At 35.9% G+C, this 13,997-nt stretch carries 11 protein-coding genes; 8 read left to right on the top strand and 3 right to left on the bottom strand.

The window, feature by feature from the left end:
• Positions 1 to 286: 286 nt before the first annotated feature.
• The 5 genes from ACUNWD_RS03810 to ACUNWD_RS03790 are packed head-to-tail and all read left to right on the top strand — an operon-like array spanning position 287 to position 7,653.
• Positions 287 to 868, top strand: a complete 582-nt coding sequence (locus ACUNWD_RS03810) for an RNA polymerase sigma-70 factor (RefSeq protein ID WP_445586445.1) — start codon at positions 287 to 289, stop codon at positions 866 to 868.
• Between the two features lie 41 nt (positions 869 to 909).
• Positions 910 to 1,932, top strand: a complete 1,023-nt coding sequence (locus ACUNWD_RS03805; RefSeq protein ID WP_445586444.1) for a FecR family protein — start codon at positions 910 to 912, stop codon at positions 1,930 to 1,932.
• Positions 1,933 to 1,950: 18 nt separating this feature from the next.
• Complete coding sequence (locus ACUNWD_RS03800) at positions 1,951 to 3,519, top strand: aspartyl protease family protein (protein ID WP_445586443.1); 1,569 nt, start codon at positions 1,951 to 1,953, stop codon at positions 3,517 to 3,519.
• A complete protein-coding gene (locus ACUNWD_RS03795) occupies positions 3,519 to 5,096 on the top strand; it encodes a carboxypeptidase-like regulatory domain-containing protein (RefSeq protein ID WP_445586442.1) in 1,578 nt (525 codons plus the stop codon). Before ACUNWD_RS03800 ends, ACUNWD_RS03795 begins: the two co-directional genes overlap by 1 nt.
• Before the next feature lie 4 nt (positions 5,097 to 5,100).
• The gene (locus ACUNWD_RS03790) at positions 5,101 to 7,653 is read left to right on the top strand and encodes an MG2 domain-containing protein (RefSeq protein WP_445586441.1); all 2,553 of its coding nucleotides are present in this window, start codon (positions 5,101 to 5,103) and stop codon (positions 7,651 to 7,653) included.
• Positions 7,654 to 7,697: 44 nt separating this feature from the next.
• Here the strand turns inward: ACUNWD_RS03790 and ACUNWD_RS03785 are convergent, their stop codons facing one another.
• Positions 7,698 to 8,681, bottom strand: coding sequence for a lipoate--protein ligase family protein (locus ACUNWD_RS03785; RefSeq protein WP_445586440.1), 984 nt, complete (start codon positions 8,679 to 8,681; stop codon positions 7,698 to 7,700).
• 13 nt (positions 8,682 to 8,694) lie between these two features.
• Positions 8,695 to 11,007 carry a TonB-dependent receptor gene (locus tag ACUNWD_RS03780; RefSeq protein ID WP_445586439.1) on the bottom strand — a complete coding sequence of 771 codons (2,313 nt, stop codon included), beginning with the start codon at positions 11,005 to 11,007 and terminating at the stop codon, positions 8,695 to 8,697.
• Positions 11,008 to 11,234: 227 nt separating this feature from the next.
• Here ACUNWD_RS03780 and dtd point away from each other — a divergent pair, with 227 nt between their 5' ends.
• From dtd to deoC, 3 genes are read left to right on the top strand one after another with little or no spacing between them, the layout of a single operon-like run.
• On the top strand, positions 11,235 to 11,690 hold the full coding sequence (gene dtd / locus ACUNWD_RS03775) for a D-aminoacyl-tRNA deacylase (protein ID WP_445586438.1): 456 nt from the start codon (positions 11,235 to 11,237) through the stop codon (positions 11,688 to 11,690).
• 1 nt (position 11,691) lies between these two features.
• Entirely contained in the window at positions 11,692 to 12,027 is a 336-nt protein-coding gene (locus tag ACUNWD_RS03770) for a nucleotide pyrophosphohydrolase (RefSeq protein WP_445586437.1), read from the top strand.
• A 6-nt stretch (positions 12,028 to 12,033) separates the two neighbouring features.
• Entirely contained in the window at positions 12,034 to 12,861 is an 828-nt protein-coding gene (gene deoC, locus ACUNWD_RS03765; RefSeq protein WP_445586436.1) for a deoxyribose-phosphate aldolase, read from the top strand.
• A gap of 14 nt (positions 12,862 to 12,875) precedes the next feature.
• Here the strand turns inward: deoC and ACUNWD_RS03760 are convergent, their stop codons facing one another.
• The gene (locus ACUNWD_RS03760) at positions 12,876 to 13,850 is read right to left on the bottom strand and encodes a polyprenyl synthetase family protein (protein WP_445586435.1); all 975 of its coding nucleotides are present in this window, start codon (positions 13,848 to 13,850) and stop codon (positions 12,876 to 12,878) included.
• Positions 13,851 to 13,997 lie beyond the last annotated feature (147 nt).

Genomic DNA, 13,997 nt, shown 5'->3' with positions numbered 1-13,997 from the left:
TTGCTATTAAACAGTATTCGCCGACTTTTATTGTTTTTGATAAGCATCAACTTGGGTGGCAAACACGTTAAAAGTGACAATTGCAATTATCATAAGAAAACCAAATCCCGCTAAAAACATATTTGCTTGCCTTAATTTTTATAATCACTGTTTTTGAGAAACACAAAAATAGCAGCTTTAAAGTGTTCTCAAAATATTTTATGTTAGTCTTAGGGGTTTTCTTTGGTGGAAGCATCTTATATTTTTAATAACTTAGCATGCATTCGATGTTGAATGCATTAAGCTTATGAAGAAACGCACTGATAAAGAACTTTATTTTGAATTAAAAGGTGGAGATGAACATGCTCTTGAAATTCTATTTCATAAATATTATGCTTCGCTTTGTTTGTATGCACTTCAGTTTTTAGAAGATGAAGAAAAAGCAGAGGAATTTGTTCAGGACATGTTTGTGAAAATATGGACAAAGAGGGAAGAGCTAAATATAGAAACTTCATTTAAGCAATATCTTTTACGATCGATTAAAAATCAGTGCATAAATTATATCCAGCACTTGAAAATCAGGCAGAAATATGCCCAGAAAGTAAAAGATGAACTAAAGCAAGAATCTGATAGTCCTTCTTTTTATATGGAGTTTGGTTTGGCAGAAAAAATTGAAAATAGTATTGATTCACTTCCTGAGAAAAGAAAAGCAATTTTTAAAATGAGCCGGGAAGATGGGTTAAAATATAGAGAGATTGCTGATAAATTAGGAATTTCTGTTAAAACGGTGGAGGTGCAGATGGGCTTGGCCTTGAAACAACTCCGCGAAATGCTGAAAGATTATCAGGATTACATGATTGATCTTTTTATCTTCTATAAAATAGGTTAGTTCGTTAAGGGTATTTTTAGAATCCGATGTCATATAAACAGATGAAAACAAATATAAATATCAGTCAGGAAGAATGGAATGTACTCGCCAAAAAGTATTTTGGGAATATGAGTGCAGAAGAAGAAAAGGTTTTTGACGAGGAGTTAAAAGCCTCCGCGAAAGATGCTGATCTGGCGGAAATTGAAAAAACCGTTGAGCAAATAGAGCTTCATTATAAACTGAATAAGTTTAACTCAGCAAAAGCATATAATAATATACAATCCAGATTGAATAATAAATCTGGCAAGGTGTTTGCATTGATGATGAACAAAGCATATTTATTGAGAATTGCTGCGGTGTTGTTGCTAGTTGCTATGGTAGGTTCAGTATGGTACTTTTCGGACTCACAGGCATTGATCAGTGCCAAATTATCTGAAGTTTCAGTTGATGATTTTGGTATCTCAAGGGTTGAGTTGCCTGATGGAACGACGGTTACTTTGAATCGAGAAACAAAGATTAACTATCCGGATGAATTTTCCCAGGATGTGCGAGAGGTGTATATAGAAGGAGAGGCTTTCTTTGAAGTTACTCCAAATCCGAAAAAGCCATTTATTATTCATGCTGGTGACGCTAGTATTGAAGTTCTTGGTACCAGTTTTAATGTGAATGCCTACCCTGAGAGTGAATTGGTTGAAGTTGTTGTTTCAACAGGAAAGGTGCAGGTATATAATGAACTGGATGAGCATTTGACTAAAAATAAGTTGATCCTTGATCCGGGCGATAAGGGGATCTTTGTAAATGCAAGTAAGGAGTTGTTAAAAATGACAAACGAGGATCCGAACTACATGGCTTGGAGGACTCATCACCTGATATTCAGGGAAACAAACCTGAATGAAGTTATTACTCAATTGAGTAAATTGTATAGAATTCAAATAGAAGTATCCGGTTTGAATTTAGAAGAGGTCAAATACTCTGGACATTTTGAGAACCAGTCTGTAGAATTTATTCTTGAAGTGATATCTCGTACTCTTGAAATAGAAGTGCTTAAAAGCAAAGAGGGCTATACGTTAAGGAAAGAATCTTAATTTTTAAAGGTTGAAGACATGAAGGCAAATAAGAAAATACAAGGCAGAGTTATATTTTATATAACGTTAGTATTGTTGTGTTTTGCTTTTTTGAATGGGCACTCCCAAGAAAAGCAGAGCAATCCTATATTAGATCAGAATATTAGTATTTATGCAGAAAATGAGTCACTTGCAGATGTGATTGAGAGAATTTGTGGGTATTATAATCTCGATTATTCATATAATTCGAAGTTAGTTGAAGGAAAAGAGATTAGTCTGAATATCTCCAATAAACCAATGCGATTTATTCTTGATAAACTCATGAAAGACTATTTTCTAATTTTTGAGATTGAGGATAATATTCTGGTTGTGCGCGATTACGTCCCATTGTCTGAAAGTGTCAATTATGAAGATGAAGTCAAGTTTCATCCAAGTTTAAATCGATTTGAATTGGAGGACAAACGGAATAAGTCAGTCACTATTGATTTTAAATCAGCTAGTAACTTGATTATTATTCCTGTGATAGTGAATGATTCCGATACGCTTAACTTTATTTTAGACACCGGGGTGCGGTATCCAATTATTACAGAGTTGCCGTTTGTAAATAAATTGAATTTGAATTTTATGCAACCTGTAAGTATTAATGGGTTGGGTGATGGAGAATCACTCACTGCCTATCGTTCAGGAAACAATACCATTAAAATTGATGGGTTGATTGCTTATAATCAGGAAATCCAAATGGTTATCAATGATAATTTCCAGATTTCACAAATTCTTGGATTGCCTGTTCATGGGTTAATTGGATTTGATTTGTTTAAGGACTTTGTTGTAGAGATTGACTATTTTGGTAATAAGATTACTCTCACAAAACCAGAATATTACAATAATAAGGTGAGGAACAAGGACATTGTAATGCCTCTCCATTTTGAGCATAACAAACCTTACGTTCGAACTACAATCATGACAGATAAGAATGAGGAGGTGCCTGTAAAATTGTTGGTTGACACGGGGGCTAGTGATGCAATTTGGTTATCTACTTTATCTGATGAAAGAATTGGATTGCCGGAAAATCATATAGAAACATTTCTGGGTCGGGGATTGAATGGTGATCTTTTTGGTAAAAAGGGGCGGATAGGCGGAATATGGGTTGGTCCATTGGTTTTATACGAGCCGATTGTAGCTTTTCCTGAGGATGAGATGATCGAACAACTAATTACTACAAACGACCGTAACGGAACATTGGGTGCAGAAGTTTTGCGACGTTTCTTTGTAACCATTGACTATCCGAATAAGCAAATGAAGCTTCGCCCGACTAGTAAAGTTAAAGAGGATTTTAACTATAATATGAGTGGTTTGGATGTAAGCAATCCGATGCCGGGATTACCAATATTTACGATCGACAAGGTTCGGAAAAATTCTCCGGGATATATGGCTGGGTTAATGGAAAATGATCAAATTCTTTCTGTGAATAATGCTCATCATAAGTCGCTGTCTTTGAATGATATTAATTTGATATTTCAAAGTAAGGAAGATCGAAAAATTAATATGAAGGTGTTAAGGAATGGTGAGGAAATAAAAACCAGTTTCCAACTTAAAAAAGTTTTCTGATGCCAAAATTTCTCTATCTTATTAGGATGTTGGTTCTGTGTTTTCCAATTTATTGTACAGCACAAAACGAGCCAACATCTATATTGGATAAAGAATTAAGTATTACAACAAATGATCAACCATTAGTTAAAATTCTGGACAAAATATCTTCAGAAACCCGCCTTTATTTCTCGTATGATCCAGTCGCTATAAATGTGAAAGAACTAGTTAGTGTTCATTATGAAAATTGGACTGTGAATGCGATTTTGATTGATCTTTTTCGAGGGAAATATGATTTTCAGGTACTCCAAAATCAGGTTATCATTACCCGTTTGCGAGCAGGTACTGTCTCTGTAAGTTCTGTTGATACTGTTAAAGTTGAGCAGTTCGTGAAGCTATCAGGTCATGTGCGTGATGAGCTTGAAAAACAAAGTATTCCATATGCAAGTGTTTCAATTTTGGGTCGATCGTTTGGGACGATTACAAATATTGATGGTGATTTTGAAATTAAAATTCCCAGCTCTCTAAAAAATGACACGTTGTGCATTTCGTGCATGGGATATGCACAGGAGTATTTAAAGATTGATACTTTAACAACCAATATTCTTGAAATTGATTTGAAGCCTATTGATATTCGGTTGAGTGAGATAAAAGTAACAGCTGTAAAGGCATTGGATTTAATTGATAAATTGTTGGATAACAGGAAAAATAACTATCCTGGAGATCCGTATTTAATGACCGCTTTTTATCGCGAAGTTCTACTGCAGGATGGTGAGTATATGAATGTTTCCGAAGCTGTTATGAAGATTTTAAAGGCATCGTATCTTAATTCGTTTCGTGAAGATAGGATCAAATTTTTAAAAGGCAGAAAGAGTCCGGATGTTTCCCCTTTTAAGTACGTAGAATTTAAAATGCAAGGAGGGCCCTATTACATTACCAAGCTCGATGTAATTAAAACGATGGACACCTTTTTAGACGAAGCGTACCGTAATATGTACGATTATCGAACCGACGAATTGATTGAATACCTTGGAAGGCCTACTTATGTTATTAGTTTTAAGCCACATGGTAAAATGGATTTCCTTAGCTACGAAGGAAAGCTGTTTATTGATAGAGAGTCTTATGCATTGGTTCATGCGGAATTTGAGTTAGGCAATGATGGATTGAAATCTGCCAGAAGATCCTTAATCCGTAAAAAGCCGAAGGATTTTAAGGTTCGTCCTATTGACTTGAAATACCAGGTTACTTACAAAATGAGTGACGGTAAATGGCAACTTAATACAGCACAAACTTCTGTTAAATTTAAAGTCAGAAGTAAAAAAGATAAAATCAATTCCATTTTTCACAGTGTATCCGATTTATTAATTACTCAGAATGAAGTGACTGAATTAAGACGATTTAATCATGATGAAACAATTAATTCAACAGATATTTTTACGGAGATGATAATTGATTATGATGAAGAATTTTGGGGACAATTTAATACGATAAAACCAAATGAGAACCTGCGAAATGCAATAAGCTCCAATAAATCGGGTAAAGAATCTGAATCTAATCAACTACATAATTCTAAAGATTATATAACCAAAAACCCCTAAAACCATGAAAACAATAGTTGTTTCTTTTATTTTATTGGTGGCAGTTCTAGCTGCAATGTCTCAGGAAGAAAAATTTGAAAAGACGATTTCCCAGCTTAATACTTATTATAAGTATTATCCCGGGGAGAAAGTCTATTTAAAAACAAATAAGGATATTTTTAAGCCAGGCGAATCAGTTTGGTTTAGTGCAGTAGTAAAACTTTATACAAGTTCTGTTAGAAATAATCTATCCAATACGCTGACGGTTCGGCTATACGATGAAAGTGGGATACTTATCTTATCTGATAAATTTAAGATTGATCAGGGGAGAGCAGCCGGTGATTTTACCTTACCTGCTAAAATTGAGTCAGGAAAGTACTTTCTGGCTGCATTTACCAATATTGTGAGAGACGAAAATGATGCGAATCTAAAAATGATATATATCGATCACATGGATAGCGAGGCGGTTCAGGTCGATACCATTTCTATACCCAAAAATTTGGTGGCAGGAAGAATAAATGTATTGAAATATCAGCTCAGTGAGATATCCGGAAGTCCATATAAATCCAATCGGGTTAATTTTGAGTTTCGTGAAGGCAAGGAAGTCATAGATGAAGGGAAAGTGAAAACCGAAAGTGATGGAAGTTTATTGCTTGAGGTAAATGTTCCCGATAAATCGTTTGATCAGCCAATTGCCCTAAAGTTGTTTGATAAGGCAGGTCATTTAAATTATCGAAAATCATTTCACGTAAATACTCAAAAGCTTCTTCTTAATTTTTTTGCGGAAAGTGGAAATTTTGTGGCCGGTTCTTCTATGATTGGATATAAGGTTACGGATGAATCTGGTAATCTTATTGAGATTAAGGGTGAAATTGTGGATGAGGCTGGAATAGCTATTACACAGGTACATACATTGATTCCGGGTTATGGAATCATTCCTATCAAGACAAAAAGTTCTGAAAAATATAAATTCAAAATCACTAGTGAATTGGGACATGGTCAGTTGTTTGATTTGCCATCATTTAGTGAAAGTGGATTATTAATGTCTTTGCAAAAAATTGGAAGCGACTTTGTTCAACTAGGCCTGAATTTTAATGATCAAGATGAGCATCATGTCTATGTGATGTTGAGCAAGGGTAGTGAGGTAATGTGGATGTCTGATATGCTCATCAAAGAAGGAATAGTGGCAAAAATTCCCAAGGAAAACTTTCAGCAGGGATTGGCAATGCTTTCTGCTTTTGATGAAAAAGGTGATCTTTTAGGGAGACGCTTGGTATTTGCTGATGTAGACACAGCAATAAATGTCGGAATTAAAGTTTCTGATGAAGAAGTTACAGCAGGAAACCCATTCATGCTAAAAGTTGAATTAAAGGATCAAAATGGAGAGAAACTAAATGGGAAAGTAAACACTGCGATTAGCATTAAAGATGATTTACTTCCTGAATTTGACGACTTTACTTCCTGTTTCATAATAAACTCAGAATTGGAGCATAATATGCCAATTGCTGAATTAATGGATAAAGAATCAATTTTTGAAAGTTCGTTCAATTATTTATTGATCGCGAATAGTTTTAAAAACTTTTGTTGGGATGATATATTGAATTTTACTCCTGAAGATTTAGGGAAATACAAAAACGGTATAAAAGGATATGTTTTTGATACCAATAATAATCCGGTTTCTAATGCAAAAGTGAGCTTGGTCAATAGTACAAATATGCAAATGCTGACCCAATCGACTAACGATAAGGGGGTATTCTTCTTTTCAGGTCTTGAACCCAAAGATGCAAACGATTATGTGATTAAGGCAATAGATGAGAATGGACGAGAAGATTTGGATATTGAACTGGAAAAGAGTTTTGATGAGAAGTTATCGTTGTTGGTTGAGCAGTTTGCAGTGCAAGTTTCATTCAGGGAGCAACCTAAATTTGATAAGGCATTTTTTGAAAATAATGCTGATTTGTTTACCAAGTATAATAAGGCTGTTGCTGGAAAAAACAATGAACCCAGGTATAAGGCCTACCTGCAAACAGCAACTTCAATTGTTGATGTAATAAAAATGATTAAACCCTGTGATGTTGGAGCAGGTGGAATTCTTTTTGCCGGCTCAAGAAATTCAATTAACGCACAAGGGGCAGCGTTAATTGTCATTGATGGGCAGCAAATGGGAACTTCAATAGCAGCTTTGAATACCATATCTCCAGTAGATGTTGAAAGTATTGAGATATCAACTAATCCTGTCGATATTCAGCGATTCACCGGGTTAAACTCTGTGGGCGTAATTGAAATTAAAACGAAGCGGGGAGAAAATTTGAATGTTGAAAGTTCTGAGCCAAATCCACATAAATATGAAAATGGGTTACGTGTGCCAAATGATTTTATGATGATACGGGCAGGGGCAGAAAATCAAAAACTTACATCGCTTTATTGGAGTCCGACAACAACAATAAAGTCTGCTGAAGAAATGAGTATTGAAATTCCTACAGGTGAGGTGATTGGTGATTTTGTGATTGAAGTAGAGGCAATTGACGAACAAGGCAGAATAGGAAAGGCTACTAAAACAATTCGGGTAACCAACTAAGAGAATGATAAACTAGCGTTTGATCCCGATGATTGTCATTGGGATTAAACTATTTTTTCAAGCAACTTTTCCATTGATATTCCTTCATTTTTCAATGACTGGTTTAGCCTGAAAATCTGAGTCGAGATTGTGTCAATATCATGCTTACAGCCAACAAGCAATTGATCTAGTGCGTCACAAAGATTCTCTGAAATAATACCTTCCCAAGAGGTTGTTGTAATCATTCCTTTTCTAACCTCAAAAGAAAATTCAATAGAGCCAGTTTTTGTTTCAATAAAGTTGGAATAAGAATATTTTGGAGAATAGCCATAAATCCATTCCCAGGTTGAATATTTTTCCTTCTCCAGTTTTTTTATTTCTGTTTGATCGGATTCTGAGAAATTATATTCTTTTGCGTCTTTGTACTGAGATTTTATTCCTTGAAAGATGAAGCTTGCGAATTCATCAATAGTCATCTCATCAGATAAATATTCTGAGATATTAGTAACCTCGCTTCTGTTTGATTGAACAGACTTGTCTGTGAATCTGGATAAATCAACTTTTAAAGCTTTTTTTAAATGCTCCAATTTGCTGTCAAACAAAAGTGTGCCGTGGTGCAAGACTCGTTTTTTGAAAACATGTTCCGCATTACCGGAGATTTTTTTTCCATCTATCAAAAGGTCATTTCGTCCTGAAGTGTAAGCATCAATTCCAAGTTCTTTGAGCACTGTAACTATTGGCTGAGTAAACGATTTGAAGTTCACCTGATCAATTTGATCCACTGTTTTTATAAATGTAAAGTTGAGATTACCGGAATCGTGAAAAACGGTGCCACCTCCTGAAATTCGACGGGCAACATTTATTTGACTATTCTTCACAAATGAGTGGTTTATTTCTGCTAAGGCATTTTGATGTTTGCCAACTACAATGGACGACTCACTTTGCCAAATCATAAAGATATCTTCATTGAAGTTCTTTAAAAGATATTCTTCTGCTGCCAGATTGAAATAGGGATTCATACCCTTGTGATGGATGCAAATAACGCTCATTCAACAAAAATAGTTAAAACTCAAGAATGATTCCGATAGTGGGCAATACATTTCCAGATGTGTTTTCAACCCGTTTAAGTGAATATCTGGTTCCATCATCAATCGTGATGAAATTTCCATTTGCATCTTCTTCTCTTACCAAAATATCCTGATCCTGATTCAGGAAGTTGTAAAGGTTTTGAATGTCAATATAGAATTTTGCTGTAATCTTATTCAAGTAGTAGGCTTTATCAATCCTTACATCTAATTGATGGAAGGCGTCAAAACGTTTTGAATTTAGTTGTTTTGGATCATGAAAAGGGCCGTTGTTCAGGTTCCAGGCTTCAACGATTGATGATCGTTCCAAATCGTAAGGTGTGTATGGAAGTCCGCCAACAAATCGCCATCGGGCACCAATACGCCAATCTTTTTTCAATTTCTTAGTCGTCGTCAGAACCAATAAATGTTTGCTGTCCCAGCTTGATGCCTTTAGATTTCCGTTATTGTCTTCAAATTCGCTTCTGACCAATGTGTATGAAAGGTTGAAATTGAATTTATTGGATGCGTTTATTCGTGTTTGAAACTCCATCCCATAGGCATGTCCTTTTGAAATTGAGCTAACTTCTTCGTTGCCTACAACACCAAAATCAGCACCCAGATTAGCCAGACTAATTGAGTCTTCGACAGAATAAGGATAGTGGTTGTATTTCTTCAGAAATCCTTCTAGTGTAAATTCCACATTATTTACCGGTTGAAATTCGATTCCAGCAATCAAATGATCAGCCTGAATATATTTCAATCCGTTTGATTTATTAATCAGTTTTCCATCTTTTTTAAATCCCAGAGCAGTGTATGGTGGTAGTTGAAAATAGCGGCCTGAATTGAAATTTAAGCTCCACTTATCAGTTAACAGGTAGGAGGCAGAAAACCGGGGAGACGCTTGTTCAAAAATGTTTTTCATGCTCGAAGAATAATTGTTGGCATCTAATCGAATCCCTAACGAAAGGCTTAGGCGGTCCTCAAAAAAATCATGGCTGAACTGACCGAATAGTCCCCATTTAAACAGGTTTAATTCGGTATTGTAATTGATATCCAGAACTCCTTGTTCGTAATACCGTCTTTGCTGTGTGAAATTCGTATATCTCACAAAGTCTGCATTTGCTCCAAAGTTTAATTTAAAATCAGAAAGTCTTGTGGTACTTTCAAAACGGATTTTATTTTCAATTTCTTCCGAACGGTAATCAAGGGTCTTGTTGGCTTCCGTGCTATCGTCGTTATCCAAATACTTGAAAGCCGAATTGTTTAAATGATTTCGACTAATCACAAGAGTTTGATAGCCATTATCTCTGTAGTGTTTATAAACCATTCCGACTGTGTAGGTCCATTGTTCATTGTGTGGAATGGATGCTAAAATACTCTTTTGTTGGTCATCCGGATCTTTAATATCGAGGTTGAGGGCAAAGTCATCAATGGCTCCAAGTCCAACAAAAGACAGTTCGTTTCTTGCATCCAGTTTGGTGCGGAGTTTAAACTGAAGATCGTTAAACGTTGGAAGAAACGGAAGTTCAAAAAGGCTGAATAAGAATTGCAAGTATGAGCGTCTGGCAGAAAGAATGAAGGTTGTATTCTCTCCAATTGGGCCATCAAATGTTCCGGTAATTTCAGACGCACCTACGGAAGTTCGAAATCTCAGTTTATCACTATTCCCATCAACTTGCGAAAATTCGAATATCCCACTTAAGGCATTTCCCCGATTGGTAGGGAAAGCACCTGAATAATAATTTACTTCCCGAAGTAAGTCTGCATTGATAATTCCAACTGCCCCTCCGGATGCTCCTTGAGTCGCAAAATGATTGATGTTTGGAACTTCAACGCCATCTAAAAAGAAACGACTTTCAGATGGACCACCTCCACGAATGATGATATCATTTCTAAAAGATGGGGAACTTTGTACACCGGGGAAGGACTGGATCACCTTGGAAATATCACGGTTTGCACCAGGACTATTTTCAATTTCTGATATTCCAATATTTTTTAAGGAAAGCGGACTTTCAACAGTTTTTCGAAATGGAGAGGCTATGACTTGTACTTCTTCCAATTGCTGGTTGGTTTTTTCCAGTTTAATATCGATATAGGTTGGTTTGTAGTTATTAATCTCCATTTCGGGGCTGATCGTCGATTTATAACCGATAAAAGAAACTTCCAATCGGATGAATCCAGGATTCAAGCCTGAAAGTTGAAACTCACCATTGTCTCCAGTGATCGTCCCAATCGTTGTTCCGGATACAACCACATTTACAAAAGGTAATCCGCTATTGTTCAGTTCGTCGATTACTTTTCCTTTCACCACCGCTTTTTGACTGAAAGCAATGTTATTCAGAAAGCAGAATGAAATAATGAGAATGAGTTTTATAGAGTGTTTCATATTCAATGGGCTGATATTATCAATTCTCCTGCTATTTTTGCGTAAATTTATTATTTAACTTCTGATTGTTTAGCTATGCAGGCATTATCCTTAAACAAAAAATAAGGGCAGTTGTTCTAAACTATTTTTAGAAAAAAAGAGTAAAACATATGAGAGTCGTTCTTCAGCGTGTTCGCAAAGCATCTGTGTCAATTGAAGGGAAAATTAAATCTGCAATCGAACAAGGTTTATTAATTCTGTTGGGAATTGAGGATGCTGACGAAAAAGATGATATTGACTGGTTGGTGAAAAAAATCAGTCAGCTTCGGATTTTTGATGATGAGGATGGAGTGATGAATCGGTCGGTACTGGATGTTGATGGAAATGTGCTAGTGGTAAGCCAGTTTACCTTGCATGCAAGCACTAAAAAAGGAAACAGGCCATCATATATTCGGGCATCGAAACCCGATTTTGCCATTCCAATGTATGAACAATTTGTCGTGAGTTTATCTTCCGTTTTAGGAAAAGAAGTTGGTACTGGAGAGTTTGGAGCAATGATGGATGTTGAATTAATTAATGATGGACCGGTGACTATTATCATCGATTCAAAAAATAAGGACTTTTAGTATGACTGAAATACGAATTTCGGAAGCGCAGCGAATGGTTGATGAGTGGGTTCAAACAATTGGAGTACGCTATTTTAGTGAGTTAACCAATATGACTATTTTAACGGAAGAGGTTGGCGAATTGGCCCGGATAATGGCGAGAACCTATGGTGATCAGTCATTTAAAAAATCAGATGAGAAATATAATCTGGCTGATGAAATGGCAGATGTACTTTGGGTGTTAATTTGCCTTGCCAATCAAACAGGAGTTGATTTAAATGAAGCTTTCCTCCGTAATATGGAAAAGAAAACCAGACGGGACCAAAACCGTCATCAAAATAATCCAAAACTAAAATAATCAGTCATGGATATTCAGGATAAAATTTCGGGAATACAGGAAAAATTAAGTGAAAATAATAATCGGGAAATGAAACAATTGGCTTTTTCCTGTATTGATTTGACTACGCTAAATGTAACTGATACAAAGTCTCATGTGAAAGCGTTTACCGAAAGGGTCAATGATTTTTCAAACGATTATCCCAATTTGCCCAATGTCGCTTCTATTTGTGTATATCCTAATATGTCAAGATCAGTGAAGGAGAATTTACTAGATGATCGGGTGAATATCACTGCTGTTTCGGGCTGTTTCCCAACTTCAATGAGTTTCATAGAAATGAAAGTGAAGGAAGCAAGGATGGCGGTTGATCAGGGAGCCAATGAAATTGATATTGTATTGCCACTTTGGGCTTTTTTGGATGGAGATGACATGACTTGTCGGGAAGAAATATCGAGTATAAAAGATGCAATTGGGGAAACACATTTGAAAGTTATTTTGGAAACCGGTGCGTTAGCTACTAACGAGAAAATTTACAATGCATCAATGTTAGCAATGGAATCTGGTGCAGATTTTATAAAGACATCTACCGGGAAAATGAATCCCGCTGCAACTCCTGAAGCTGCCATCGTGATGTGTATGGCTATAAAAGATTATTGGATAAAAACCGGTAAGCAGATAGGATTTAAACCAGCAGGGGGAATTTCAACCACCGATGATGCTTTACTTTATTTAATGATTGTTGAAGATATTTTGGGAAATGATTGGATGAATCCTGAATTATTTCGCATTGGTGCCAGCCGATTAGCAAACAGTTTATTGAGTGATTTAGTGGGGGAAGAGTTAAAATATTTTTAGAAATTGACAGATGATTACTTCTTTCGGGTGGTTACATAATTAACCAGTTCCACCAGTGAATTTCTTGAATCAGATTCAGGAAGTTGCATGATTTTGGTTAACGCCCTGTCTTTATAAAAATTCATTTGTTCTTTGGCATAGTCAAGGCCACCACGATCAACAACCAAATTCACCAATTCCTGTACTTTGGCGGTATTTTTATTTTTCCGCTTAACCTGCCTCAAAATTCTGCGCTTTTCTTTTTCATCAGATTTGCTGAGAACGTATAATAATGGGAGTGTAATTTTCTTTTCCTTGATGTCGTTTCCGGTAGGTTTACCAAGTAATCCTTTTGCCTGGTAATCAAAAATATCATCTTTAATTTGGAAAGCGATGCCAACATCCAAGCCAATTTGAAACATTTGCTCCACCATTTCCTGGTCCTCGGTGACTGATGCAGCTCCAATTGCCATGCTGGTGGCGATCAATGAGGCTGTTTTCTTTTGGATAATTTCAAAATAGGTGTCAAAATCAATATCCAACTTCCGGCTCTTGCGCATTTGAAGAATTTCACCTTCACTCATGTCTTTCACCGATCGGCTGATTAGCTGCAGAAAGCTGTATTTATTATTATCTAGGTTAAGCAATAAACCTTTTGCCAAGATGTAGTCACCAACTAAAACAGCCAGCTTATTTTTCCATAGTGCATTGATTGAAAAACTACCTCGTCTTTCATACGATTCATCCACTACATCGTCATGAACCAAGGTTGCAGTATGCAATAGTTCAATGGAGGATGCTGCCATGTAACTGGTTTCGTTAAATTCGCCACACATTTTGGCTGTTAAAAACACAAACATGGGGCGCATCTGCTTGCCTTTTTTTCTTAAAATGTAGTTGATTATCAGGGATAGCAACGGGATATCACTTTGAATAGTTTTCTTGAAATAATTCTCAAACTCTTTCAATTCATCCTTAATTGGTGCTTTGATGATATCCGTTGAAGTCATTTGTCCTTTTTTTGAACGGCTCAAAATTAATAATTTATCTGAGTTTTATCTCGACTATTAGATAAGGATTCAAATAGAATACATTATTTTTGGCTTTATTTTGAACGATTTGAAATAATGTTCAAATGAATTAAACTTCAATTAAAT

The sequence above is a fragment of the Sunxiuqinia sp. A32 genome (assembly GCF_052690465.1).
This window is presented reverse-complemented; position numbering and strand designations above follow the sequence as displayed.

Bases quoted from the DNA above. Each gene is read 5' to 3' on its own strand.
- ACUNWD_RS03785 (WP_445586440.1), bottom strand. From the start codon at position 8,681: ATGAGCGTTATTTGCATCCATCACAAGGGTATGAATCCCTATTTCAAT.
- ACUNWD_RS03760 (WP_445586435.1), bottom strand. From the start codon at position 13,850: ATGACTTCAACGGATATCATCAAAGCACCAATTAAGGATGAATTGAAA.
- dtd (WP_445586438.1), top strand. From the start codon at position 11,235: ATGAGAGTCGTTCTTCAGCGTGTTCGCAAAGCATCTGTGTCAATTGAA.
- deoC (WP_445586436.1), top strand. From the start codon at position 12,034: ATGGATATTCAGGATAAAATTTCGGGAATACAGGAAAAATTAAGTGAA.
- ACUNWD_RS03790 (WP_445586441.1), top strand. From the start codon at position 5,101: ATGAAAACAATAGTTGTTTCTTTTATTTTATTGGTGGCAGTTCTAGCT.
- ACUNWD_RS03795 (WP_445586442.1), top strand. From the start codon at position 3,519: ATGCCAAAATTTCTCTATCTTATTAGGATGTTGGTTCTGTGTTTTCCA.
- ACUNWD_RS03800 (WP_445586443.1), top strand. From the start codon at position 1,951: ATGAAGGCAAATAAGAAAATACAAGGCAGAGTTATATTTTATATAACG.
- ACUNWD_RS03805 (WP_445586444.1), top strand. From the start codon at position 910: ATGAAAACAAATATAAATATCAGTCAGGAAGAATGGAATGTACTCGCC.
- ACUNWD_RS03810 (WP_445586445.1), top strand. From the start codon at position 287: ATGAAGAAACGCACTGATAAAGAACTTTATTTTGAATTAAAAGGTGGA.
- ACUNWD_RS03770 (WP_445586437.1), top strand. From the start codon at position 11,692: ATGACTGAAATACGAATTTCGGAAGCGCAGCGAATGGTTGATGAGTGG.